This window comes from Streptomyces sp. CA2R106, from assembly GCF_037034245.1.
In the GTDB taxonomy this organism is placed as follows: domain Bacteria; phylum Actinomycetota; class Actinomycetes; order Streptomycetales; family Streptomycetaceae; genus Actinacidiphila.
On record NZ_JBAGKC010000010.1, the window covers coordinates 99,920 to 121,367 of the forward strand.

General features: G+C 68.9%; 34 protein-coding genes. 2 read left to right on the forward strand and 32 right to left on the reverse strand.

Annotated features, from left to right (window positions below; all coding sequences use genetic code 11):
• Positions 1-54 precede the first annotated feature (54 nt).
• Positions 55-1,494 (forward strand): hypothetical protein, encoded by a 1,440-nt coding sequence (locus WA788_RS17190; RefSeq protein ID WP_335978211.1) that lies wholly within the window; start codon positions 55-57, stop codon positions 1,492-1,494.
• Positions 1,495-1,532: 38 nt separating this feature from the next.
• Here WA788_RS17190 and truA read toward each other — a convergent pair whose 3' ends face one another.
• The 32 genes from truA to rpsJ form a co-directional block, all read right to left on the reverse strand.
• Positions 1,533-2,378: a tRNA pseudouridine(38-40) synthase TruA gene (gene truA / locus WA788_RS17195; protein ID WP_335978212.1), complete on the reverse strand. Its 846-nt coding sequence runs from the start codon at positions 2,376-2,378 to the stop codon at positions 1,533-1,535.
• A gap of 110 nt (positions 2,379-2,488) precedes the next feature.
• Positions 2,489-3,028, reverse strand: coding sequence for a 50S ribosomal protein L17 (gene rplQ / locus WA788_RS17200; RefSeq protein WP_335978213.1), 540 nt, complete (start codon positions 3,026-3,028; stop codon positions 2,489-2,491).
• Between the two features lie 172 nt (positions 3,029-3,200).
• Positions 3,201-4,223: a DNA-directed RNA polymerase subunit alpha gene (locus tag WA788_RS17205; protein WP_335978215.1), complete on the reverse strand. Its 1,023-nt coding sequence runs from the start codon at positions 4,221-4,223 to the stop codon at positions 3,201-3,203.
• A 130-nt stretch (positions 4,224-4,353) separates the two neighbouring features.
• A complete protein-coding gene (gene rpsD, locus WA788_RS17210) occupies positions 4,354-4,980 on the reverse strand; it encodes a 30S ribosomal protein S4 (RefSeq protein WP_202235531.1) in 627 nt (208 codons plus the stop codon).
• A gap of 25 nt (positions 4,981-5,005) precedes the next feature.
• Positions 5,006-5,410 (reverse strand): 30S ribosomal protein S11, encoded by a 405-nt coding sequence (gene rpsK / locus WA788_RS17215; protein WP_006376016.1) that lies wholly within the window; start codon positions 5,408-5,410, stop codon positions 5,006-5,008.
• Positions 5,411-5,478: 68 nt separating this feature from the next.
• Positions 5,479-5,859: a 30S ribosomal protein S13 gene (gene rpsM, locus WA788_RS17220; protein ID WP_335978219.1), complete on the reverse strand. Its 381-nt coding sequence runs from the start codon at positions 5,857-5,859 to the stop codon at positions 5,479-5,481.
• Between the two features lie 186 nt (positions 5,860-6,045).
• Positions 6,046-6,159, reverse strand: a complete 114-nt coding sequence (gene rpmJ, locus WA788_RS17225; RefSeq protein WP_003956441.1) for a 50S ribosomal protein L36 — start codon at positions 6,157-6,159, stop codon at positions 6,046-6,048.
• Positions 6,160-6,203: 44 nt separating this feature from the next.
• Positions 6,204-6,425 (reverse strand): translation initiation factor IF-1, encoded by a 222-nt coding sequence (infA, locus tag WA788_RS17230; protein WP_003956442.1) that lies wholly within the window; start codon positions 6,423-6,425, stop codon positions 6,204-6,206.
• 185 nt (positions 6,426-6,610) lie between these two features.
• Positions 6,611-7,447, reverse strand: a complete 837-nt coding sequence (map, locus tag WA788_RS17235) for a type I methionyl aminopeptidase (protein ID WP_335978222.1) — start codon at positions 7,445-7,447, stop codon at positions 6,611-6,613.
• A 211-nt stretch (positions 7,448-7,658) separates the two neighbouring features.
• Positions 7,659-8,327 carry an adenylate kinase gene (locus tag WA788_RS17240; RefSeq protein ID WP_335978224.1) on the reverse strand — a complete coding sequence of 223 codons (669 nt, stop codon included), beginning with the start codon at positions 8,325-8,327 and terminating at the stop codon, positions 7,659-7,661.
• Positions 8,327-9,643, reverse strand: a complete 1,317-nt coding sequence (gene secY, locus WA788_RS17245; protein WP_335978226.1) for a preprotein translocase subunit SecY — start codon at positions 9,641-9,643, stop codon at positions 8,327-8,329. The genes WA788_RS17240 and secY overlap by 1 nt, the downstream gene beginning before the upstream one ends.
• Positions 9,644-9,837: 194 nt before the next feature.
• Positions 9,838-10,290, reverse strand: a complete 453-nt coding sequence (gene rplO, locus WA788_RS17250) for a 50S ribosomal protein L15 (protein WP_430393162.1) — start codon at positions 10,288-10,290, stop codon at positions 9,838-9,840.
• Between the two features lie 2 nt (positions 10,291-10,292).
• On the reverse strand, positions 10,293-10,475 hold the full coding sequence (gene rpmD, locus WA788_RS17255) for a 50S ribosomal protein L30 (protein WP_031524772.1): 183 nt from the start codon (positions 10,473-10,475) through the stop codon (positions 10,293-10,295).
• Positions 10,475-11,080 (reverse strand): 30S ribosomal protein S5, encoded by a 606-nt coding sequence (gene rpsE, locus WA788_RS17260; RefSeq protein ID WP_031524774.1) that lies wholly within the window; start codon positions 11,078-11,080, stop codon positions 10,475-10,477. Before rpsE ends, rpmD begins: the two co-directional genes overlap by 1 nt.
• A gap of 54 nt (positions 11,081-11,134) precedes the next feature.
• A complete protein-coding gene (gene rplR, locus WA788_RS17265) occupies positions 11,135-11,518 on the reverse strand; it encodes a 50S ribosomal protein L18 (protein ID WP_103886906.1) in 384 nt (127 codons plus the stop codon).
• 2 nt (positions 11,519-11,520) lie between these two features.
• Entirely contained in the window at positions 11,521-12,060 is a 540-nt protein-coding gene (gene rplF, locus WA788_RS17270; protein ID WP_335978231.1) for a 50S ribosomal protein L6, read from the reverse strand.
• Positions 12,061-12,081: 21 nt separating this feature from the next.
• Complete coding sequence (gene rpsH, locus WA788_RS17275; protein ID WP_335978232.1) at positions 12,082-12,480, reverse strand: 30S ribosomal protein S8; 399 nt, start codon at positions 12,478-12,480, stop codon at positions 12,082-12,084.
• 130 nt (positions 12,481-12,610) lie between these two features.
• Positions 12,611-12,796 carry a type Z 30S ribosomal protein S14 gene (locus WA788_RS17280; RefSeq protein WP_093713218.1) on the reverse strand — a complete coding sequence of 62 codons (186 nt, stop codon included), beginning with the start codon at positions 12,794-12,796 and terminating at the stop codon, positions 12,611-12,613.
• Between the two features lie 2 nt (positions 12,797-12,798).
• Positions 12,799-13,380 (reverse strand): 50S ribosomal protein L5, encoded by a 582-nt coding sequence (gene rplE / locus WA788_RS17285; protein ID WP_335978237.1) that lies wholly within the window; start codon positions 13,378-13,380, stop codon positions 12,799-12,801.
• A 1-nt stretch (position 13,381) separates the two neighbouring features.
• On the reverse strand, positions 13,382-13,705 hold the full coding sequence (rplX, locus tag WA788_RS17290) for a 50S ribosomal protein L24 (protein ID WP_202235522.1): 324 nt from the start codon (positions 13,703-13,705) through the stop codon (positions 13,382-13,384).
• 3 nt (positions 13,706-13,708) lie between these two features.
• The gene (gene rplN, locus WA788_RS17295; protein WP_037912379.1) at positions 13,709-14,077 is read right to left on the reverse strand and encodes a 50S ribosomal protein L14; all 369 of its coding nucleotides are present in this window, start codon (positions 14,075-14,077) and stop codon (positions 13,709-13,711) included.
• Between the two features lie 116 nt (positions 14,078-14,193).
• The gene (rpsQ, locus tag WA788_RS17300; RefSeq protein WP_202235521.1) at positions 14,194-14,475 is read right to left on the reverse strand and encodes a 30S ribosomal protein S17; all 282 of its coding nucleotides are present in this window, start codon (positions 14,473-14,475) and stop codon (positions 14,194-14,196) included.
• Positions 14,475-14,699, reverse strand: a complete 225-nt coding sequence (rpmC, locus tag WA788_RS17305) for a 50S ribosomal protein L29 (protein ID WP_202235520.1) — start codon at positions 14,697-14,699, stop codon at positions 14,475-14,477. Before rpmC ends, rpsQ begins: the two co-directional genes overlap by 1 nt.
• Entirely contained in the window at positions 14,699-15,118 is a 420-nt protein-coding gene (rplP, locus tag WA788_RS17310) for a 50S ribosomal protein L16 (protein WP_335978241.1), read from the reverse strand. Before rplP ends, rpmC begins: the two co-directional genes overlap by 1 nt.
• Positions 15,119-15,123: 5 nt before the next feature.
• Positions 15,124-15,960 carry a 30S ribosomal protein S3 gene (gene rpsC, locus WA788_RS17315; protein ID WP_335978243.1) on the reverse strand — a complete coding sequence of 279 codons (837 nt, stop codon included), beginning with the start codon at positions 15,958-15,960 and terminating at the stop codon, positions 15,124-15,126.
• Positions 15,960-16,307: a 50S ribosomal protein L22 gene (gene rplV / locus WA788_RS17320; RefSeq protein WP_073492408.1), complete on the reverse strand. Its 348-nt coding sequence runs from the start codon at positions 16,305-16,307 to the stop codon at positions 15,960-15,962. Before rplV ends, rpsC begins: the two co-directional genes overlap by 1 nt.
• Before the next feature lie 48 nt (positions 16,308-16,355).
• Entirely contained in the window at positions 16,356-16,637 is a 282-nt protein-coding gene (rpsS, locus tag WA788_RS17325; protein WP_202235517.1) for a 30S ribosomal protein S19, read from the reverse strand.
• Positions 16,638-16,649: 12 nt separating this feature from the next.
• The gene (gene rplB, locus WA788_RS17330) at positions 16,650-17,486 is read right to left on the reverse strand and encodes a 50S ribosomal protein L2 (RefSeq protein WP_335978245.1); all 837 of its coding nucleotides are present in this window, start codon (positions 17,484-17,486) and stop codon (positions 16,650-16,652) included.
• 46 nt (positions 17,487-17,532) lie between these two features.
• A complete protein-coding gene (gene rplW / locus WA788_RS17335; protein WP_335978247.1) occupies positions 17,533-17,895 on the reverse strand; it encodes a 50S ribosomal protein L23 in 363 nt (120 codons plus the stop codon).
• Positions 17,895-18,548, reverse strand: a complete 654-nt coding sequence (rplD, locus tag WA788_RS17340; RefSeq protein WP_335978249.1) for a 50S ribosomal protein L4 — start codon at positions 18,546-18,548, stop codon at positions 17,895-17,897. Before rplD ends, rplW begins: the two co-directional genes overlap by 1 nt.
• Before the next feature lie 5 nt (positions 18,549-18,553).
• Positions 18,554-19,198 carry a 50S ribosomal protein L3 gene (gene rplC / locus WA788_RS17345; RefSeq protein WP_103886919.1) on the reverse strand — a complete coding sequence of 215 codons (645 nt, stop codon included), beginning with the start codon at positions 19,196-19,198 and terminating at the stop codon, positions 18,554-18,556.
• 14 nt (positions 19,199-19,212) lie between these two features.
• Positions 19,213-19,521, reverse strand: coding sequence for a 30S ribosomal protein S10 (gene rpsJ, locus WA788_RS17350; protein WP_014144312.1), 309 nt, complete (start codon positions 19,519-19,521; stop codon positions 19,213-19,215).
• 504 nt (positions 19,522-20,025) lie between these two features.
• On the opposite strand from rpsJ, the gene WA788_RS17355 reads away from it, so the two are divergent.
• On the forward strand, positions 20,026-21,420 hold the full coding sequence (locus tag WA788_RS17355; RefSeq protein ID WP_335978253.1) for a ricin-type beta-trefoil lectin domain protein: 1,395 nt from the start codon (positions 20,026-20,028) through the stop codon (positions 21,418-21,420).
• Positions 21,421-21,448: the final 28 nt, after the last annotated feature.

Here is a 21,448-nt window from a genome sequence, read left to right on the forward strand (position 1 = left end):
GTGGACCCGCCCCAAGTCCTTTTCCGCGGCCGCTGCGGCCATATGATGCGCCACATGAGTGAAGGGCCGGGGCAGCAGCCCCCGCAGGAACCCCGTAACCAAGCCTCCGACGGCCCCCGCGAGGTCCTGGAGGGACGCGTCATTCCCTCCCGCACGTCAGACCCCCGGCGCGGCTTCGCCGGGCCGCCGCAGCAGGAGCGGTCCCCGCAGGAGCAGGGCGCGCAGGGCGCGCAGCCACCCGCGGCCGGGGGCGGCGCCCCCGAGAGCCCGTACAGCTTCCGGCCGGGTGCGCCCGGTGCGGCCGGTGCGGCCGGTGCGGCTGGTGCGCCCGGCTCCGGGGGCCAGACCGGCCCGGGGGGCCAAGGCGGCCAGGGCTTCCAGGGAGCCGGGCCAGCCGGGCCTGCCGCGCCCGCCGCGTCCCAGGGCGGACCGGCCGCGCCGGGGCCGCAAGGAGGCGGCTACGGCTTCCCCCAGCAGCATCCCGCGCAGCCGCAGCCGCAGGCGCCCGCGGCCGGCCAGGGCCCTGCCGCCCCCGGCACCCCGCAGCAGGGCGGCTACGGCTTCCCGCAACAGCAGCCGCCCGGCGCCGCTCCCGGCGCCGCCCAGGGCGGCTACGGCTTCCCCCGGCCGCAGCAGACCGGCGGCCCGGGCGCGGGCCCCGCGGCTCCCCCGGCGAACGGGCCGGCGGCGGGCGCCGACGCACCCGGGACCCCCGACTGGAGCGCGCTCGCCGAGGAGCAGGCCAGCGGCGCCCAGCGCCGCCGCAAGGTGATGATGCTGGTCGGCGGGGCCGTGGCCGTCGCGGTGATAGCGGGCGGCGTGGCCACGGCCGTGGTGGTGTCCGGCCACCACTCCGACCACCCGATCGCCGACCCGAGCGGGTCGACGGGCAGCACCGGCCGGCAGTCGCTGCCGCCCGAGCCGTCCTTCTCCTCCGTCGCCCCGCCCTCGCCGGAGAACCCGCTGGACTTCATCTCCTCCGCGGCGAAGGACAAGGCGCCCCTCAGTGCGGCGTCGCTCTTCCCGGGCAAGACGTTCGTGCTGGCCGGGCGCACCTACACCAAGACCAACATCGCCAGCACCTCCTCGTGCGCGGCGGCCGCCGGCGGCCAGCTCTCCGGCTCGCTCGCCGCCAACGGCTGCACCAAGATGCTGCGCGCCACCTACACCAACGGCGCCATCGCCGTCACCGTCGGCGTCGCGGTCTTCGCCGACAAGGCGCACGCCACCAAGGTGCACAGCGTCGCCCAGTACGTCCGGCCGCTCAACGGCGGCGGCATCGCCGACTTCTGCCACGCCGTGGCCTGCCAGATGACGTCGAACTCAGTCGGCCGCTACGCCTACTTCGCGATCTCCGGCTTCAAGAACGGCAAGACCCTCACCGCGTCCAACACCACCGGCGCCCAGGCCGCCAACGACGCCTCGGACTTCGCCTTCCAGCGCATCGTCCAGCGCGGCCGGGACGCGGCCCAGGCCCAGGCGAACAGCCAGTAAGGCGGCGGGTAAGGGCCGCCCTCCCAGGAGAGCGGCCCTTACCGGCAGCCGGGCAGCGTCCGCATGTTGCGGGCCTCCCGGCTGCGCGCGGCCAGCAGTTCGTCCGCCGGGTAGCCGACCTCCTCCAGCGTCAGCCCGTGCGGCCGCACCACGTTGACCGCCGAGTGCCGCTCCCGCCCGGCCAGCACCTCCGCGGGGAAGCCGACCGGCCGGTGCCCGTCGCCGACCAGGATCATCGCGCCGACCAGCGCCCGCACCATGTTGTGGCAGAACGCGTCGGCCCGTACGGTCGCCACCGCCAGCCCGTCGGCGCTGCGCTCCCACGACAGGTCCAGCAGGGTGCGGATGGTCGTCGCGCCCTCCCGCTTCTTGCAGTAGGCGGCGAAGTCGTGCTCCCCGAGCATCAGGCGCGCGGCCTCGTTCATCAGCTCCACGTCCACCGGCCGGTCGTGCCACAGCACATGGCCGCGCAGCAGCGGGTCCACCCCGCCCGGGTGGTCGCCGATCCGGTAGGCGTACCGGCGCCACACCGCCGAGAACCGGGCGTCGAAACCGGGCGGCGCCTGCGCCACCCCCCACACCCGTACGTCCCACGGCAGCCGCCCGGCCAGCCGGCGCCGCAGCTTCCCGCTCTCCCGCTCCCACACCTCCGCGGGCAGGTCCACGTGCGCCACCTGCCCCCGCGCGTGCACCCCCGCGTCGGTCCGCCCCGCCACCGTCAGCTCGACCGGCTCCGGCAGCCGCAGCACCGTCGCGATCGCGGACTCCAACTCCCCCTGCACCGTCCGCCGGCTGCGCTGCTTCGCCCACCCGGAGAAGTCCACCCCGTCGTACCCCAGGTCCAACCGCACCCGCACCAGCCCATCCGCCGGCTGCTCGCTCACCCGTCGCTCCTCCGCGCCTCGAACCACCACGCCGCACCGCCATACGGCCAGCGGGCCCGCACCCCGGAGGGGGCGGGCCCGCTGGCTGTGTTCCGGAACCGTCAGGACGCTCAGGCGTCCTTGGACTCCTCGTCCGCCGGAGCGGCGTCCTCGGGCTCGGCGTCCGCCGGAGCGGCGTCCTCGACCGGGGCGTCGTCCTTCTTGGCCTCGGCCAGGGCCTCGTCACCGGCGCGGTCCTTCGCGGAGCGCTTGGTGGCGGCCTCGGCCTCGCCGACCGCGTTCTGCTGCACGGTCAGGGCCTCGACCAGCTCGATGACCGCCATCGGGGCGTTGTCGCCGCGACGGGGACCGACCTTGGTGATGCGGGTGTAGCCACCCGGGCGGTTCTCGTACCGCGGCGCGATCTCCGTGAAGAGCGTGTGCACGACGCCCTTGTCGGTGATCTGCTGCAGCACCTGGCGACGGTTGTGGATGTCGCCCTTCTTCGCCTTCGTGATCAGCCGCTCCGCGACCGGGCGCAGCCGGCGCGCCTTGGCCTCGGTGGTGGTGATCCGGCCGTGCTCGAAGAGCGACTTCGCGAGGTTCGCGAGCAGCAGCTTCTCGTGCGCGGCGCTCCCGCCCAGACGGGCTCCCTTAGCGGGCTGGGGCATGGTCCTTCTCCTTCTACGCTGCACCGGCCGTGTCAGGTACCGATGTCAGTGCGAACCGGCGGCTGCCGGCTCGTGTGTCCCGGGGCCGAGCCCCGGAATTCCCGGGGCTGGGCCCCGGGAGGTTCCGTTCTGCCCCGAGGGGCAACCACCAGGGGCGCGTGCCCCGCAGGGGCTAGTACTGCTCGGTCTCCACGAAGCCGGCGTCCACGTCGTCGTCGGCGCCGAAGGCGTCGGCGGCGGCGGTCGGGTCGAATCCGGGCGGGCTGTCCTTGAGGGCCAGGCCCATCCCGGCGAGCTTCGCCTTGACCTCGTCGATCGACTTCGCACCGAAGTTGCGGATGTCGAGCAGGTCCGCCTCGGAGCGGGCCACCAGCTCGCCCACCGAGTGGATGCCCTCGCGCTTGAGGCAGTTGTAAGAGCGGACGGTGAGTTCCAGCTCCTCGATCGGCAGCGCCAGGTCCGCGGCCAGGGCGGCGTCCGTCGGGGACGGGCCCATGTCGATGCCCTCGGCGTCGACGTTCAGCTCGCGGGCCAGGCCGAAGAGCTCGACCAGGGTCTTGCCGGCCGACGCCATGGCGTCACGCGGCCGCATGGCCTGCTTGGTCTCGACGTCGACGATCAGCTTGTCGAAGTCGGTGCGCTGCTCGACACGGGTCGCCTCGACCTTGTAGGTGACCTTGAGCACCGGGCTGTAGATGGAGTCGACCGGGATGCGGCCGATCTCCTGGCCCTGCTGCTTGTTCTGGACCGCGGAGACGTAGCCGCGACCGCGCTCGACGGTCAGCTCCATCTCCAGCTTGCCCTTGGCGTTGAGCGTGGCCAGCACCAGGTCGGGGTTGTGCACCTCGACACCGGCCGGCGGCGCGATGTCGGCGGCGGTGACCACACCCGGGCCCTGCTTGCGCAGGTACATCACGACCGGCTCGTCGTGCTCCGAGGAGACGACGAGCTGCTTGATGTTGAGGATGAGGTCGATGACGTCTTCCTTGACGCCCGGCACGGTGGCGAACTCGTGCAGGACCCCGTCGATCCGGATCGAGGTGACAGCCGCACCCGGGATCGACGACAGGAGCGTACGGCGCAGGGAGTTGCCGAGGGTGTAGCCGAAGCCCGGCTCCAGCGGCTCGATCACGAACCGGGAGCGGAACTCGTCGACGACCTCTTCGGTCAACGAGGGACGCTGAGCGATCAGCATGTGTTCGGTCCTTCAGTCGTGGGCGCCCGCTATTTGACGCCCCCTGTACTACGAGGGTACGGGCGGCGCGGCGAAACCGTCGTACGACGGCGGCCGCACCGCCCGTGACCTGCGAACTCCTACCCGACTACTACTTCGAGTAGAGCTCGACGATGAGCTGCTCCTGCACCTGGGTGTCGATCACCTGGCGCTCGGGCAGGCTGTGCACCAGAATCCGCAGCTTGCCGGCGTTCGCCTCCAGCCACGCGGGCACCGTCCGGTCGCCGGCCTCGCCCTGCGCCACCGCGAACGGGGTCAGGTTACGGGACCGCTCGCGGACCTCGACGATGTCGTTGACGGACACGCGGGCCGACGGGATGTCGGTCTTGCGGCCGTTGACGGTGATGTGCCCGTGCCGGACCAGCTGACGGGCGTGGTCGCGGGACTTGGCGAAGCCGGCCCGGTACACCACGTTGTCGAGGCGGGTCTCGAGGATGCGCAGAAGGTTCTCACCGGTCTTGCCGGTCTTCTGGTTCGCTTCCTTGTAATAGTTCACGAACTGCTTCTCGAGGACACCGTAGATACGCGCGCACTTCTGCTTCTCACGAAGCTGGAGGAGGTACTCGCTGTCCTTGGTGCGCCCGCGTCCGTGCTCACCCGGGGGGTAAGGACGGATCTCGATCGGGCACTTCGCGCTCTCGCACTTAGCTCCCTTGAGGAAGAGCTTCTGCTTCTCCCGACGGCAACGCTTGCAGTCGGCCCCGGTGTAACGCGCCATTGTCTAGTTCTCCTGTTTCAGCTGGTCAGACGCGGCGGCGCTTCGGCGGGCGGCAGCCGTTGTGCGGGGTCGGGGTGACGTCCTGGATCGAACCCACCTCCAGGCCGGTGGCCTGGAGCGAGCGGATCGCGGTCTCACGGCCGGAGCCGGGACCCTTGACGAAGACGTCCACCTTGCGCATGCCGTGCTCCTGCGCGCGGCGGGCGGCCGACTCGGCGGCCATCTGCGCGGCGAAGGGGGTGGACTTGCGCGAGCCCTTGAAGCCGACGTGACCGGCGGAGGCCCAGGAGATCACGTTCCCGGCGGGGTCGGTGATCGAGACGATGGTGTTGTTGAACGTGCTCTTGATGTGGGCGTGCCCGTGAGCGACGTTCTTCTTTTCCTTGCGGCGCACCTTCTTGGCTGCGCCCTGACGGCCCTTAGGAGGCATGTGTCAATACTCCCGGTGGAGGTGATCGGTCCTACAGCGAAGACCGCTGATGGGGTCTGGCTGTCGGACTACTTCTTGCCCGGCTTCTTCTTACCGGCGATGGCGCGACGCGGACCCTTGCGGGTACGGGCGTTGGTGTGAGTGCGCTGGCCGTGGACCGGGAGGCCGCGACGGTGGCGCAGACCCTGGTAGCAGCCGATCTCGACCTTGCGGCGGATGTCGGCCTGGATCTCACGGCGGAGGTCGCCCTCGGTCGTGTAGTTGTCGTCGACCCACTTGCCGATCTTGACGAGGTCTTCCTCGGCAAGGTCGCGGACGCGGGTGTCGGGGTTCACACCGGTGCTCTTCAGGATCTCCTGGGCGCGCGAGCGCCCGATGCCGAAGACGTAGGTGAGGGCGATCTCGACGCGCTTCTCACGCGGGAGGTCAACGCCTGAAAGGCGTGCCATGTGCTTGGCTCCTGGTGTTCTCGGAGGTCTTCCGCAGTTCCGGTTCCTGTCCGCCGTACCAGGTACGAACAGGTCCCCGGCCTCCTCCGGGGGTGTCATCCCCGTCCGGGACGGGGATGGGAACTGCGTATGTACGCGTGCTGCGTCGCGCGAAGTTCTGCTGGTGCAGGGGTGGTCGGCTGGGCGTCAGCCCTGGCGCTGCTTGTGGCGCAGGTTGTCGCAGATGACCATGACCCGGCCGTGGCGGCGGATCACCTTGCACTTGTCGCAGATCTTCTTGACGCTCGGCTTGACCTTCATGGGACTGAGGTTCTCCGGGTCGTGTGCTGAGATCTACAAGCGGGTTACTTGTATCGGTAGACGATCCGTCCGCGCGTCAGGTCGTAGGGAGACAACTCCACCACGACCCGGTCATCCGGGAGGATACGGATGTAGTGCATCCGCATCTTGCCGCTGATGTGCGCGAGGACCTTGTGACCGTTCTGGAGCTCCACCTTGAACATCGCGTTCGGCAGAGACTCGATCACGGTGCCCTCGATCTCGATGGCGCCTTGCTTTTTGGCCATGTCCTGCTTTCGGGATCGGCTACCGGGGTCGGCTCCGGACATGCCGGAAGACACGCGGGGCCGACATATGAGTCTACGGCAACGGCCGACGAAAGACGAATCCAGAAGTATGCCCACGCAGCGTGATCGTTACGCCGGTGGGCCGGCGGCTCCGCCGCGGCAGCGGCTCGCGGCCCCGCCGGGCGCTACGCGAGCGGGTCGGGGGCGGCCGTCACGCCGTACTCGGCGAGCTTCGCCCGGCCGCCGTCAGGGGCGGTGAGCACCAGCGGGCCCTGCTCGGTCAGCGCGATGCTGTGCTCCCAGTGCGCCGACCAGGAACCGTCGTCGGACTTGACGGTCCACTCGTCCTCCAGCACATGGGTGTGCGGGGTGCCGAGCGTCACCATCGGCTCGATCGCCAGGCACAGCCCCGGCACCAGCCGCATGCCGCGGCCGCGCTTCTTGGTGACGTAGTTGAGCACGTGCGGGTCCATGTGCATCTGGCTGCCGATGCCGTGCCCGCCGTACCCCTCCACGATGCCGTACTTGCCCGACGAAGGCCGCGGCTGACGGCGGATGTACGACTCGACCGCCTGCGAGATGTCGTCCAGCCGGTTGCCCTTGCGGAAGGCCGCGATGCCCGCCCACATGGACTCCTCGGTGACCCGGCTCAGCTCGGCCAGCTCCGGGGCGTGCCCGGTGCCCACCAGGCAGGTGAAGGCCGCGTCGCCGTGCCAGCCGTCCACGATCGCGCCCGCGTCCACCGCGAGGATGTCGCCGTCCTTGAGCACCGTCACCGCGTCGGGGATGCCGTGCACCACGACGTCGTTCACCGACGTGCAGATGTTGCCCGGAAAGCCGCCGTAGCCGAGGAAGTTGGGCTTAGCCCCGTGGTCGGCGAGCACCTTCGCGGCGACCTCGTCCAGGTCCTTGGTGGTGGCGCCGGGCACCGCCGCCGCCCGGGTCGCCTCGTGGATCGCCGCGACGACCAGACCGGCCTCCCGCATCTTCGCGATCTGCTCCGCGGTCTTCAGCTCCACCATCGCGGCCGACGCCTTCCTTGCTGCCTTGGGTCCGTACTGCCTTGCATCACTGCTGTGCACCACTGCCGTGCACCGCTGCCGTGCGCCCGCCGATCCCGGGTCGGGCCCGGGCGCGGGCCACCCACAACCATACGGCCGTGGCGCCCCTGGGGGCACCACGGCCGTGGCATGCACATGCACCGGCAGGGCCGGCGCGGGGCGGGCTACCGGGCTACGCGGTCGGCTCGCCGGCCTCCGCGCCGAGCGCCGTCATGGCGCGCGCGGTCACCTCGGACACCGCGCCGAGCGCCGAGATGGTGACCACCAGACCCTGCTTCTTGTAGTAGTCGATGATCGGCTCGGTCTCGCGGTGGTAGATCTCCAGCCGGTTGCGCACCTTGTCCGGGGCGTCGTCGTCACGCCGGTACAGCTCGCCGCCGCACTCGTCGCAGACCCCCTCGGCCTTCGGCTGCTTGTACTCGACGTGGAAGACGTGCGCGCCGTTGTTGCGGCAGATCCGGCGGCCGGCGATCCGCTTGACCACCTCGTCCTCCGGGACCTCCAGGTCCAGCACACCGTCCAGCGCGATCTCGTGCCGCGCCAGGTAGGCGTCGAGCGCCCGCGCCTGCTGCTCGTTGCGCGGGAAGCCGTCCAGCAGGAACCCGCCGGTCGCGTCCGGCTGCTCCAGCCGGTCCTCGGCCATGCCGATCGTGACCTCGTCGGGCACCAGGTCGCCGGCGTCCATGTACGCCTTCGCCTGCTTGCCCAGGTCGGTGCCCTGACTGATGTTGGCGCGGAACAGGTCGCCCGTGGAGATGTGCGGGATCGAGAGGTTCTTGGCGAGGAACGCGGCCTGCGTCCCCTTGCCTGCGCCGGGGGGCCCGACCAGGACGATACGCATCAGCGGAGGAACCCTTCGTAGTTACGCTGCTGGAGCTGGCTTTCGATCTGCTTCACGGTCTCCAGACCCACACCGACGATGATGAGGATGCTGGTGCCACCCAGAGGGAAGTTGCCGTTGCTCCCGTTGAAGATCGCGATGGCGACCGTCGGAACGAGGGCGATCAGACCCAGGTACAGCGAGCCGGGCCACGTGATGCGGTTGAGCACGTAACTCAGGTATTCAGCGGTGGGGCGACCGGCCCGGATACCCGGGATGAACCCACCATACTTCTTCATATTGTCGGCCACTTCTTCGGGGTTGAAGGAGATGGCGACGTAGAAGAAGGCGAAGAAGACGATCAGCAGGAAGTACGCGGCCATGTACGCCGGGTGGTCGCCCTTGGTGAAGTTGCGGCTGATCCACTGCGCCCAGCCGGCCGTCGACCCGGAGAACTGCACCACCAGCGCCGGGATGTAGAGCAGCGACGAGGCGAAGATGACCGGGATCACACCGGCCTGGTTCACCTTGAGCGGGATGTACGTGGAGGTGCCGCCGTAGGACCGGCGGCCGATCATGCGCTTGGCGTACTGCACCGGGATGCGGCGCTGCGCCTGCTCGACGAAGACCACCAGGCCGACCATGACCAGGCCGATCAGGATCACCGAGATGAACTCGACCCAGCCGCCGGCGATGGTGCCGGAGACCTTGATGCCCCACAGCGAGCCGGGGAAGCCGGCCGCGATCGAGACGAACATCAGGATCGACATGCCGTTGCCGATACCGCGGTCGGTGATCAGCTCGCCCAGCCACATGATCATCACGGTGCCCGCGGTCATGCACGTGACCATGGTGACGGTGGTGAAGATCGACTGGTTCGGGACGATGTCGTTGCCCTGGGTGCAGGTCGAGAAGAGGTTGCCGGAGCGGGCGGTCGCCACCAGGCCGGTGCCCTGGAGGATCGCGAGCGCGACCGTCAGGTACCGGGTGTACTGGGTGATCTTGGTGGTTCCGGCCTGCCCCTCCTTCTTCAGGGCTTCCAGCCGCGGGATCACCACGGTCAGCAGCTGCAGGATGATGCTCGCCGTGATGTACGGCATGATCCCCAGCGCGAAGATGGTGAGCTGGAGCAGCGCTCCGCCACTGAACATGTTGACCAGGCCGAAGAGGCTGTTGTTGCCCTTCGTCTGCTTCACGCAGTCGTTGACCACGCCGAAGTCGATCCCCGGCACCGGCACATGGGCGCCCAGCCGGTACACCACGATGATGGCGAGCGTGAAGAGCAGCTTCTTGCGCAGGTCGGGCGTCCTGAACGCCCGGGCGAACGCGGTGAGCACGGTGCCTCCTGCACCCCCCGCGCCACGGCGGAAGGACGGTCTCTGGTGAGATTTCTGACGGATAGGGGCTCGGCCACCTTACCGGCGACGTGCCCCCGGTAGGAATGACCCATCGGCCAGGGAAAATTCACAGAAATGAACGACCGGGGACGCCCTGAGGTACTGGGCGTCCCCGGTCGGGTTGCACATCCGGCTCAGACGAGCTCGGTGACGGTGCCGCCGGCGGCGGTGATCTTCTCCTTGGCGGAGCCGGAGACCGCGTCCACGGTCACCTGCAGGGCCACGGAGACGTCGCCGGTGCCGAGCACCTTGACGAGCTGGTTCTTCCGCACCGCACCCTTGGCGACCAGGTCGGCAACGGTGACCTCGCCACCCTCGGGGTAGAGGGCCGCGAGCTTGTCCAGGTTGACCACCTGGTACTCGGTACGGAACGGGTTCTTGAAGCCCTTGAGCTTCGGGAGCCGCATGTGGAGGGGCATCTGCCCGCCCTCGAAGCGCTCCGGAACCTGGTAGCGGGCCTTGGTGCCCTTGGTGCCGCGACCGGCCGTCTTGCCCTTGGACGCCTCACCACGACCCACGCGGGTCTTGGCGGTCTTGGCGCCCGGAGCCGGACGGAGGTTGTGCACCTTGATCGGGTTGTCACCCATGATCAGTCGACCTCCTCGACCGTGACGAGGTGGCGGACGGTGTGGACCATGCCGCGGATCTCCGGGCGGTCCTCCTTGACCACGACGTCGTGCAGGCGCTTGAGCCCGAGCGAACGCAGGGTGTCACGGTGGTTCTGCTTGCTGCCGATGTAGGACTTGGTCTGCGTGACCTTCAGGCGCGCCATCACACACCAACCCCGGCCCGGGCGCGCAGCAGCGCGGCCGGCGCGACGTCCTCGATCGGCAGACCGCGGCGGGCGGCGATCTCCTCGGGCCGCTGAAGGCCCTGGAGCGCGGCCACCGTGGCGTGCACGATGTTGATCGCGTTGTCCGAGCCGAGGCTCTTGGACAGCACGTCGTGGATGCCCGCGCACTCCAGCACGGCACGCACCGGGCCACCGGCGATCACACCGGTACCGGGGGAAGCCGGCTTGAGCAGGACGACGCCCGCGGCCTTCTCACCCTGGATCGGGTGCGGGATGGTGCCCTGGATACGGGGGACCTTGAAGAAGTGCTTCTTGGCCTCCTCCACACCCTTGGCGATGGCGGCCGGCACCTCCTTGGCCTTGCCGTAGCCGACACCGACGGTGCCGTCACCGTCGCCCACCACGACCAGCGCGGTGAAGCTGAAGCGACGACCACCCTTCACAACCTTGGCGACGCGGTTGATCGCGACGACCCGCTCGACATAGGCGGTCTTCTCGGCCTGCTGGCCGCCGTCCCGCCGGTCCTTACGGTCCCGTCGCTCGCCGCCACCGGCACCGCTTCCGCGGCGCTGGGGTCCAGCCATTGGAATTACCTCTCGATCCTTTTAGCGTTTCTCCGCTAGCTAACGGAACCGGGCTCAGAACTTCAGGCCGGCTTCGCGGGCGGCGTCCGCCAGGGCGGCGATCCGCCCAGCGTACTGGTTGCCGCCACGGTCGAAGACGACAGCTTCGACGCCCTTGGCCTTCGCACGCTCGGCCACGAGCTGGCCGACCTGCTTCGCCTTGGCGCTCTTGTCGCCTTCGCCGCCGCGGATGGACGCGTCCAGGGTCGACGCCGACGCGAGCGTGTGGCCCGCGAGGTCGTCGATGACCTGCGCCACGATGCCGCGGTTGGACCGCGTCACCACCAGGCGCGGGCGCTCGGACGTACCGTTGACGCGCTTGCGCACCCGGATGTGGCGCCGCTTGAGCGCCGCACCCTTGTACGCCTTGCCCTTGGCGATCTTCACACCGTATGCCATGGCTACTTACCAGCCTTTCCGACCTTGCGGCGGATGACCTCGCCGGCGTACTTGACGCCCTTCGCCTTGTACGGGTCAGGCTTCCGCAACTTGCGGATGTTGGCGGCCACTTCGCCGACCTTCTGCTTGTCGATGCCCTCGACGGAGAACTTCACCGGGGACTCGACCTTGAAGGAGATGCCCTCGGGGGCCTCGACGAGGATCGGGTGGCTGTAGCCGAGCGAGAACTCCAGGTTGGAGCCCTTCGCCTGGACGCGGTACCCGACGCCGCTGATCTCAAGGGACTTGCTGTAGCCCGCGGTCACGCCGGTGATCATGTTCGCCACCAGCGTGCGGGACAGGCCGTGCAGGGCCTTCGAGACACGCTCGTCGTTGGGGCGGGTGACCAGCAGCACGCCGTCCTCGCCCTTTGCGATCTCGATCGGCGCGGCGACGGTGTGGGTGAGCGAGCCCTTGGGGCCCTTCACCGCGACCGTGCGGCCATCGATGGTGACGTCCACTCCGGCGGGAACCGAGATGGGCAGCTTGCCGATGCGCGACATTGCTCTACCTCTCTTTCCCGGTTACCAGACGTAGGCGAGGACTTCCCCACCCACGCCCTTCTTCTGCGCCTGCTGGCCGGTGAGCAGTCCGTGCGACGTGGAGATGATCGCCACGCCGAGGCCGCCCAGCACCCGAGGCAGGTTGGTGGACTTTGCGTAGACCCGAAGACCCGGCTTGCTGATCCGCTTGATGCCGGCGATCGAGCGCTCGCGGTTCGGGCCGAACTTCAGCTCGAGGATGAGGTTCTTGCCGACCTCGGCCTCCTCGACCTTCCAGCCGGTGATGTAGCCCTCCTGCTGGAGGATCTCCGCGATGTGCGACTTGATCTTGCTGAACGGCATCGCAACCTCGTCGTGGTACGCCGAGTTCGCGTTGCGCAGACGGGTCAGCATGTCTGCGATGGGGTCGGTCATGGTCATGAGTTGGCCCTGGGCCTCTCTCGCCGGGGTTTCCTGTCTGCTCCGTCCCTCTCCCCCGGCCGGAGCCGGGAGCGGGTGTGGAGCGGGGACCTACGGCGTAGTGGATCGGGTCCTGGTGTCCGGAAGGGGACTACCAGGAGCTCTTGGTCACGCCCGGCAGCTCGCCACGGTGCGCCATCTCACGGAGGCACACGCGGCACAGGCCGAACTTGCGGTAGACGGAGTGCGGCCGGCCACAGCGCTGGCAGCGGTTGTACGCGCGCACAGCGAACTTGGGCTTGCGAGCCGACTTAGCGATCAGAGCCTTCTTCGCCACGGTCAGTTCTCCTTGAACGGGAAGCCGAGGTGACGAAGGAGGGCACGACCCTCGTCGTCGTTGGTCGCCGTGGTGACCACGGTGATGTCCATGCCCCGGACCCGGTCGATCTTGTCCTGGTCGATCTCGTGGAACATGACCTGCTCCGTGAGACCGAAGGTGTAGTTGCCCCGGCCGTCGAACTGCTTCGGCGACAGGCCGCGGAAGTCGCGGATACGCGGCAGCGCCAGCGACAGCAGGCGGTCCAGGAACTCCCACATCCGGTCACCGCGCAGCGTGACGTGCGCACCGATCGGCTGACCCTCACGCAGCTTGAACTGCGCGATGGACTTACGGGCCTTGGTGACCTGCGGCTTCTGACCGGTGATCGTGGCGAGGTCGCGGATGGCGCCCTCGATCAGCTTGGAGTCGCGGGCGGCGTCGCCCACACCCATGTTGACCACGATCTTGGTCAGACCGGGGATCTGCATGACGTTCTCGTAGCCGAACTGCTCGTGCAGCTTGCCCGCGATCTCGGCGCGGTAGCGCGCCTTGAGGCGCGGAGCGGTGCTGGTGGCAGCGGCACCTGAAGTTGCAGTAGTCATCTCAGATGTCCTCACCGGTCCGCTTGGCAACGCGGATCTTGGTGCCCTCGTCGTCGAAGCGGTAGCCGACGCGGGTCACAACCTTCTTGCCGTCCTTCTCCACGACCAGCTGCACGTTGCTGACGTGGATCGGCGCCTCGGTGGTGATGATCCCGCCGGTCTTCGAACCGCGGTCGGTCTGGCCGGCCTTGGTGTGCTTCTTGACCCGGTTGACACCCTCGACCAGGACCCGGTCCTCGCGGGGGTAGGCCACGATGACCTTGCCCTGCTTGCCCTTGTCCTTGCCGGTGATGACCTGAACCAGGTCGCCCTTCTTGATCTTCATCGGTTACAGCACCTCCGGCGCGAGCGAGACGATCTTCATGAACCTCTTCTCGCGCAGCTCACGGCCGACCGGGCCGAAGATGCGGGTGCCGCGCGGGTCACCGTCGTTCTTGAGGATGACCGCCGCGTTCTCGTCGAAGCGGATGTACGAGCCGTCGGCACGGCGGCGCTCCTTGACGGTGCGCACGACGACAGCCTTGACGACCTCGCCCTTCTTCACGTTGCCACCGGGGATCGCGTCCTTGACGGTGGCGACGATGACGTCACCGATGCCCGCGTAGCGGCGACCCGAACCACCGAGAACACGGATGCAAAGGATCTCCTTGGCACCAGTGTTGTCGGCGACACGAAGTCGCGACTCCTGCTGGATCACGTCTATCTCCTGTTTGTCTGCCGGTTCCCGGCGGGTGCCGCACGGGGTGTCCCGCGCGGCACCCGCCGAGCCTGGCGGAACCGTCCTGCGAGGGACTCCCCGCAGGAATTACTGGGCTACTTGGCCTTCTCGAGGATCTCCACCACACGCCACCGCTTGGTCGCGGACTGCGGGCGGGTCTCCATCAGCAGCACGCGGTCGCCGATGCCGGCGGCGTTCTGCTCGTCGTGGGCCTTGAGCTTGTTGGTGCGGCGAATGACCTTGCCGTAGAGCGCGTGCTTCACGCGGTCCTCGACCGCGACCACTACGGTCTTGTCCATCTTGTCGCTGACCACGAGGCCCTCACGGGTCTTGCGGAAGCCGCGCGCGTTGGTTTCAGTCACATTCTTCTCGCTCATCAGGCGCTCTCCACCGTCTCGATGCCGAGCTCACGCTCACGCATGAGGGTGTAGATCCGGGCGATGTCCTTGCGGACGGTCTTGAGCCGGGAGTTGTTCTCAAGCTGTCCGGTGGCCGCCTGGAAGCGGAGGTTGAACAGCTCCTCCTTGGCCTCACGCAGCTTGCCGACGAGGTCCTCGTCGCCAAGCTGGCGCAGCTCGGTCGCCTTGGTACCGGCCGCCATCACGACTCACCTGCCTCGCGCCGCACGATGCGGCACTTCATCGGAAGCTTGTGCGCGGCGCGGGTCAGCGCCTCGCGCGCAACCTTCTCATTCGGGAAGGACAGCTCGAACATCACCCGACCGGGCTTGACGTTCGCGATCCACCACTCCGGCGAACCCTTACCGGAACCCATGCGGGTCTCAGCCGGCTTCTTCGTCAGCGGGCGGTCCGGGTAGATGTTGATCCAGACCTTGCCGCCACGCTTGATGTGCCGGGTGATGGAGATACGAGCGGACTCGATCTGCCGGTTGGTCACGTAGGCGGGCGTGATGGCCTGCAGGCCGTACTCGCCGAACGCCAGCTCCGTGCCGCCCTTGGCCATACCGCGCCGGGTGGGGTGGTGCTGCTTGCGGTGCTTGACCCTACGGGGGATCAGCATGGTACTTAGCCTTCCGTTCCGGGGGTCTCAGCAGCCGGGGCCGCGTCGACGGGAGCGGGCGCCTCGGCCTTGGCGGCCGTCGGGGCTCCGTCCGTCTGGGGACGACGGCCACGGCCGCCGCGCTCGCCACCGCGGCGCTGCGGACGCTCGTTGCCGCCGCCGCGGGCCGGGCGGTTGCCGGCGCGGGCAGCGGCGTTCTCGGCGCGGACCTCGGCGATGTTCTTCACGTCGCCCTTGTAGATCCACACCTTCACACCGATCCGGCCGAAGGTGGTCTTGGCCTCGAAGAAGCCGTAGTCCACGTTCGCCCGCAGGGTGTGCAGGGGCACCCGGCCCTCGCGGTAGAACTCGGAGCGGGACATCTCGGCGCCGCCGAGGCGGCCGCCGCACTGGATCTTGATGCCCTTGGCGCCGGCCTTCAGCGTGCCCTGCATGCTCTTGCGCATGGCACGGCGGAAGGAGACCCGGGAGGACAGCTGCTCGGCGACCGCCTGGGCCACGAGCTGCGCGTCCATCTCGGGGTTCTTCACCTCGAGGATGTTGAGCTGGACCTGCTTGCCGGTCAGCTTCTCCAGGTCGCCGCGGATACGGTCGGCCTCCGCGCCGCGGCGGCCGATGACGATGCCCGGCCGGGCGGTGTGGATGTCGACGCGGACGCGGTCGCGGGTGCGCTCGATCTCCACCTTGGAGATGCCGGCCCGCTCCATGCCCTGCGTCATCATCCGGCGGATGGCGACGTCTTCCTTGACGTAGTCCTTGTAGAGCTTGTCGGCGTACCACCGGGACTTGAAGTCCGTGGTGACGCCGAGCCGGAACCCGTAAGGGTTAACCTTCTGGCCCATTACCGGGTCCCTTCCTTGCTGGCAACGACCACGGTGATGTGACTCGTCCGCTTGCGGATGCGGTAGGCGCGGCCCTGGGCGCGCGGCCGGAACCGCTTCAGGGTCGGACCCTCGTCCACGTACGCCTCGCTGATGTACAGCGACTCGGCGTCCGTGTGGTCGTAGTTGTGCGCGGCGTTGGCGATGGCGCTGTCCAGCACCTTGCCCACCGGCTCGCTCGCGGCCTGCGGCGTGAAACGCAGGACCGCCTGAGCCTCCGTGGCGTTCATGCCACGGATGAGGTCCACCACGCGGCGGGCCTTCATGGGCGTGACGCGGATGTACCGCGCCTGGGCCCTGGCTTCCATGGTTGTCCCTTCAGTGTCTGTCATGGTCGGTCGCTTCTCGCCGCTGGATCAGCGACGCCGCGCCTTGCGGTCGTCCTTCTCGTGACCGCGGAAGGTACGGGTCGGCGCGAACTCGCCGAGCTTGTGGCCGACCATCGACTCAGTGACAAACACCGGGACGTGCTTACGGCCGTCGTGCACCGCGATCGTGTGGCCCAGCATGGCCGGGACGATCATCGAGCGGCGGGACCAGGTCTTGATGACGTTCTTGGTGCCGGCTTCGTTCTGGACATCCACCTTCTTGATCAGGTGGTCGTCGACGAAGGGCCCCTTCTTGAGACTCCGCGGCATCTAAACCCGCTCCTAGCGCTTCTTGTTCGTCTTGCGGCGGCGGACGATGTACTTGTTGCTCGCCTTCTTGGGAGAACGAGTACGACCCTCCTTCTGACCCCAGGGGGAGACCGGGTGGCGACCACCGGAGGTCTTGCCCTCACCACCACCGTGCGGGTGGTCCACCGGGTTCATGGCGACACCGCGGACGGTCGGGCGGACGCCCTTCCACCGCATGCGGCCGGCCTTGCCCCAGTTGATGTTCGACTGCTCGGCGTTGCCGACCTCACCGATGGTGGCGCGGCAGCGGACGTCGACCATCCGGACCTCGCCGGACGGCATGCGAAGGGTGGCCATGTTGCCTTCCTTCGCCAGCAGCTGCACCGAGGCGCCCGCGGAGCGGGAGATCTTGGCGCCGCCACCGGGCCGCAGCTCGATCGCGTGGATCGTGGTACCGACCGGGATGTTGCGCAGCGGCAGGTTGTTGCCCGGCTTGATGTCGGCCGCGGGGCCGTTCTCGATCCGGTCGCCCTGCTGCAGGCGGGCGGGGGCGAGGATGTAGCGCTTCTCGCCGTCCGCGTAGTGCAGCAGCGCGATGCGCGCGGTGCGGTTGGGGTCGTACTCGATGTGCGCGACCTTCGCGGGCACGCCGTCCTTGTCGTGCCGGCGGAAGTCGATCACCCGGTAGGCGCGCTTGTGGCCACCGCCCTGGTGACGAACGGTCACTCGACCGGCGTTGTTACGGCCGCCCTTGCTGTGCAGCGGGCGGACCAGCGACTTCTCCGGCGTGGACCGCGTGATCTCGACGAAGTCGGCGACGCTGGAGCCACGACGGCCCGGGGTCGTCGGCTTGTACTTGCGGATACCCATTCTTAGTCCTCGGAATATTCCGGACTTCGACTCGATCCGATCTCCGTCAGGAGACCGGGCCGCCGAAGATGTCGATGCGGTCGCCCTCGGCAAGGGTCACGATGGCGCGCTTGGTGTTCGCGCGCTTGCCGAAACCGGTGCGGGTGCGCTTGCGCTTGCCCTGCCGGTTGATCGTGTTGACCCCGGTGACCTTGACCTGGAAGACCGTCTCGACGGCCTGCTTGATCTGGGTCTTGTTGGCGCGCGGGTCGACGACGAAGGTGTACTTGTTGTCGTCCAGCAGCGCGTAGCTCTTCTCGGAGACGACCGGCTTGATCAGCAGGTCGCGCGGGTCCGTGAAGGTCTTGCTGGTGATCTCGGCGGCCGGCACCTGGTCGGCGGCCTCGGTCTGTGCGGTCTGCTCGGCCATCAGGCGTCGCTCCCTTCGGTCTCGGCGGCGCCGTTACCGATGAAGCGGTCGAAGGCGGCCTTGGTGAAGACCACGTCGTCGGAGACGAGCACGTCGTACGTGTTGAGCTGGCCCGCCTCCAGGATGTGCACCTGGGGGAGGTTGCGGGCGGACAGCCACCCGGCCTCGTCGGACCGCTCGACGACGAGCAGCACGTTCTTGCGCTCGCTGATCTTGCCCAGCAGCGTCTTCGCGGCCTTCGTCGACGGCGTGCTGCCTTCGACCAGGTCGCTCACCACGTGGATGCGGCTGTGCCGGGCGCGGTCGGTCAGGGCGCCACGCAGGGCGGCCTTGATCATCTTCTTGGGCGTGCGCTGCGAGTAGTCGCGCGGCACGGGGCCGTGCACGACGCCACCGCCGGCGAACTGCGGCGCGCGGGTCGAGCCCTGGCGGGCGCGGCCGGTGCCCTTCTGGCGGTACGGCTTCTTGCCACCACCGCGGACCTCGCCACGCGTCTTGACCTTGTGCGTGCCCTGGCGGGCAGCGGCCAGCTGCGCGACGACGACCTGGTGGATCAGCGGGATGCTGACCTTGGCGTCGAAGATCTCGGCCGGGAGCTCTACGGTCCCGGTGGTGTCGCCCGCGGGCGACAGGATGTCGATGCTGGTGCTCATATCCTTCAGGCCCCCTTGGCCGCGCTGCGGACCAGGACGAGGCCGCCGTTCGGACCGGGAACCGCGCCCTTGATGAGCAGCAGGCCCTTCTCCGCGTCAACGGCGTGGACGGTCAGGTTCTGGGTGGTGACCCGCTCGTTGCCCATGCGGCCCGCCATGCGCAGACCCTTGAACACGCGGCCCGGGGTGGCGCAGCCGCCGATGGAGCCGGGCGAGCGGTGCTTGCGCTGGACACCGTGGCCGGCGCCGAGGCCCTTGAAGTTGTGGCGCTTCATGACACCGGCGAAGCCCTTGCCCTTGCTCTTGCCGGTCACGTCGACCTTGACACCGGCCTCGAACACCTCGGCGGTGATCTCCTGGCCCAGGGTGTACTCGGCGGCGTCGGCGGTGCGCAGCTCCACGAGGTGGCGGCGCGGGGTGACGTCGGCCTTGGCGAAGTGGCCCTTGAGGGGCTTGTTCACCTTGCGCGGGTCGATCTCGCCGAAGGCGAGCTGGACCGACTCGTAGCCGTCGGCGTCGTTGGTACGCACCTGGGTCACGACGTTCGGGCCGGCCTTGACCACGGTCACCGGGACGACACGGTTGTTCTCGTCCCAGACCTGGGTCATGCCGAGCTTCTCGCCCAGGATGCCCTTGATCTGCTTGGTCATCTTCTCCGCGCCTCTCAGAGCTTGATCTCGATGTCGACGCCGGCCGGCAGGTCCAGGCGCATCAACGAGTCAACGGTCTTGGGCGTCGGGTCGAGGATGTCGATCAGGCGCTTGTGCGTGCGCATCTCGAAGTGCTCGCGCGAGTCCTTGTACTTGTGCGGCGACTTGATGACGCAGTACACGTTCTTCTCAGTGGGCAGCGGCACCGGGCCCGCGACCTGCGCACCAGTACGGGTCACCGTCTCGACGATCTTCTTCGCCGAGGAGTCGATGACCTCGTGGTCGTAGGCCTTGAGCCGGATGCGGATCTTCTGTCCCGCCATGGCTACTCCGTAGTCCTTGTCTCTGTTTACGCTCTGGCATCCGCTTGTCCGACCCACGCGGTCGGGCGTGTCGCTTCTCTCGCACATGGCTTTCCGCATGCGGAACAGGCCCTGCGCCAGGGATGTGCGTGGGAGATACCACCCACCGGATGCCTGGCCGGAGCCGCACTGACGCTTCCCGGAAGATTCCCGTACGTCCGCCCCAGCGCTGCCCGGAGGGCAGATATGGACGACGAGTACTGTGGGACTCGCTTCCGGTCCCCCCGACGGGAGGCGCGCAGCATCGGCGCTCGACCGAGCAACTTGGGTAGTCTGCCATACCGGACGCACCGGACGCCAATCGAGCCGGGTAGCTTACCCCGTGGTCCGGGACACCCAAACCCTGGCGGGGCGAGTCCGGACATGTCGCGATGGCCGAGGACGGCGCGGCAGGCGCTGTGGGGCGCGGAAGGTGGCCCGTTGGCGCTCTGCCCCGGCACCCGCCCGCCCCTGTAACTTTCCAAGGTGAGCCTATGGAGTTCCCTGGAGCCCGCGTCCACGACCGTCGACGCGGGCAGCACTGTGCCCGTACGCCTCCGCATCCGCAACACCGGCGACGTCGTCGACGAGTACCGCTTCACCGTCGTCGGTGACCTCGCGCCCTACATCACCGCCGAACCAGCCACCCTCCGGCTCTACCCGGGCACCACGGGCACGGTCGAGCTCACCGTCGCGCCGCCCCGTACCCCCGACGCCACCGCCGGGCCGCACCCCTACGCCGTCCAGATCACCCCGTCCGAGCAGCCCGAGGCGACCACCGTCCCGGAGGGCAACATCACGGTGACGCCGTTCGTCGAGGTGCGCGCCGAACTCGTCCCGCACACCGTCAAGGGGCGCTTCCGGGGACGGCCCAGGCTGGCGGTCGACAACCTCGGCAACACCGCCCTCACCGCCGTCGTGACCGGCGAGGACAACGGCGACCAACTCGGCTACGAGATCGTCCCGTCCAACGTCCGTATCGAGCCGGGCCGAGCGGCTTTCCTCGCCGCCACGTTGAAGCCCCGCCAGATCATCTGGATCGGCCCCAAGCAGAACCGGCCGTACCGGCTGTCGGTGTCCCGCTCGGGGGTCAGCCCGCTGAACGTGGACGGCTCCTACGTCCAGCGCGGCGTCCTGCCCCGCTGGCTCCTGACCGTCCTCACCATCTGCCTGGGGCTCATCATCGCCGGCGTCGCGCTCTGGTTCACCCATGCGCCCGCCCTCAGCAGCCGGGCCACGCCACTCGTCCAGCAGAGCACCGCGAGCGTGCTCCCCAGCCCGAGTTCCGCACCTGTGCAGCCACAGCCGGCCACCACCACCCCGAGTGCGGCGGTGCCCACCACACCGCAGGACACCGCGACCCGTGGAGGCGGCGCCACCCACGGCGCCACCCACGGCGGAAGCAGCGGCGGAGGCGGGGGCGGCACCACGCACACGACGCCGCCCGCCACCGGGAGTTCGGCCGTCGAGCTGGTCGGCCGGGGCTCCCACCGGTGCATCACGGTGACCGACGGCGTCGCGCCGGGGGGCAAGGACGGCAAGCCGCTGGAGCTGTGGGACTGCAGCGGCGCCGCCTGGCAGCAGTGGACCTTCGTCCTGGACGGGTCGTCCGACTACCGCGGCACCATCCACTCGCTGGGACTGTGCATGGACGTTGCCAACGCGGACACGGCCGCGGGCACCACGGTCCAACTGGCCAACTGCAACGGCGGCCCGGCCCAGGTGTGGACCCTCAACACCACCGCGGGCGGCGATCTGGTGAGCATCCTCGCCAACAAGTGCGTGGCCGCGGTCAACCAGGGAACCGGCAACGGGACCAAGCTGCAGCTGGCGGACTGCGCCGGCACCTCCAACCAGAAGTGGGTCCGGGCCAAACCGTGAGGGTGGGAAAGGTCCGGCGACGTGCGGC

Bases quoted from the DNA above. Each gene is read 5' to 3' on its own strand.
- rpsH (WP_335978232.1), bottom strand. From the start codon at position 12,480: ATGACCATGACCGACCCCATCGCAGACATGCTGACCCGTCTGCGCAAC.
- rplW (WP_335978247.1), bottom strand. From the start codon at position 17,895: ATGGCCGAGCAGACCGCACAGACCGAGGCCGCCGACCAGGTGCCGGCC.
- rplV (WP_073492408.1), bottom strand. From the start codon at position 16,307: ATGGAAGCCAGGGCCCAGGCGCGGTACATCCGCGTCACGCCCATGAAG.
- rplQ (WP_335978213.1), bottom strand. From the start codon at position 3,028: ATGCCCCAGCCCGCTAAGGGAGCCCGTCTGGGCGGGAGCGCCGCGCAC.
- rpsD (WP_202235531.1), bottom strand. From the start codon at position 4,980: ATGGCGCGTTACACCGGGGCCGACTGCAAGCGTTGCCGTCGGGAGAAG.
- rpsK (WP_006376016.1), bottom strand. From the start codon at position 5,410: ATGCCTCCTAAGGGCCGTCAGGGCGCAGCCAAGAAGGTGCGCCGCAAG.
- rplD (WP_335978249.1), bottom strand. From the start codon at position 18,548: ATGAGCACCAGCATCGACATCCTGTCGCCCGCGGGCGACACCACCGGG.
- WA788_RS17205 (WP_335978215.1), bottom strand. From the start codon at position 4,223: ATGCTGATCGCTCAGCGTCCCTCGTTGACCGAAGAGGTCGTCGACGAG.
- rpsM (WP_335978219.1), bottom strand. From the start codon at position 5,859: ATGGCACGCCTTTCAGGCGTTGACCTCCCGCGTGAGAAGCGCGTCGAG.
- rpmC (WP_202235520.1), bottom strand. From the start codon at position 14,699: ATGGCGGCCGGTACCAAGGCGACCGAGCTGCGCCAGCTTGGCGACGAG.
- rplR (WP_103886906.1), bottom strand. From the start codon at position 11,518: ATGGCATACGGTGTGAAGATCGCCAAGGGCAAGGCGTACAAGGGTGCG.
- rplO (WP_430393162.1), bottom strand. From the start codon at position 10,290: ATGGGTGACAACCCGATCAAGGTGCACAACCTCCGTCCGGCTCCGGGC.
- rplC (WP_103886919.1), bottom strand. From the start codon at position 19,198: ATGACCAAGCAGATCAAGGGCATCCTGGGCGAGAAGCTCGGCATGACC.
- rpsJ (WP_014144312.1), bottom strand. From the start codon at position 19,521: ATGGCGGGACAGAAGATCCGCATCCGGCTCAAGGCCTACGACCACGAG.
- WA788_RS17240 (WP_335978224.1), bottom strand. From the start codon at position 8,327: ATGCGTATCGTCCTGGTCGGGCCCCCCGGCGCAGGCAAGGGGACGCAG.
- rplF (WP_335978231.1), bottom strand. From the start codon at position 12,060: ATGTCGCGCATCGGCAAGCTGCCCATCTCGGTTCCCGCCGGAGTGGAC.
- WA788_RS17190 (WP_335978211.1), top strand. From the start codon at position 55: ATGAGTGAAGGGCCGGGGCAGCAGCCCCCGCAGGAACCCCGTAACCAA.
- rplP (WP_335978241.1), bottom strand. From the start codon at position 15,118: ATGCTGATCCCCCGTAGGGTCAAGCACCGCAAGCAGCACCACCCCACC.
- map (WP_335978222.1), bottom strand. From the start codon at position 7,447: ATGGTGGAGCTGAAGACCGCGGAGCAGATCGCGAAGATGCGGGAGGCC.
- rpsS (WP_202235517.1), bottom strand. From the start codon at position 16,637: ATGCCGCGGAGTCTCAAGAAGGGGCCCTTCGTCGACGACCACCTGATC.
- rplE (WP_335978237.1), bottom strand. From the start codon at position 13,380: ATGACTACTGCAACTTCAGGTGCCGCTGCCACCAGCACCGCTCCGCGC.
- rplB (WP_335978245.1), bottom strand. From the start codon at position 17,486: ATGGGTATCCGCAAGTACAAGCCGACGACCCCGGGCCGTCGTGGCTCC.
- rplX (WP_202235522.1), bottom strand. From the start codon at position 13,705: ATGAAGATCAAGAAGGGCGACCTGGTTCAGGTCATCACCGGCAAGGAC.
- infA (WP_003956442.1), bottom strand. From the start codon at position 6,425: ATGGCCAAAAAGCAAGGCGCCATCGAGATCGAGGGCACCGTGATCGAG.
- rpsC (WP_335978243.1), bottom strand. From the start codon at position 15,960: ATGGGCCAGAAGGTTAACCCTTACGGGTTCCGGCTCGGCGTCACCACG.
- rpsQ (WP_202235521.1), bottom strand. From the start codon at position 14,475: ATGAGCGAGAAGAATGTGACTGAAACCAACGCGCGCGGCTTCCGCAAG.
- rpmD (WP_031524772.1), bottom strand. From the start codon at position 10,475: ATGGCGCGCCTGAAGGTCACGCAGACCAAGTCCTACATCGGCAGCAAG.
- rpsE (WP_031524774.1), bottom strand. From the start codon at position 11,080: ATGGCTGGACCCCAGCGCCGCGGAAGCGGTGCCGGTGGCGGCGAGCGA.
- rpmJ (WP_003956441.1), bottom strand. From the start codon at position 6,159: ATGAAGGTCAAGCCGAGCGTCAAGAAGATCTGCGACAAGTGCAAGGTG.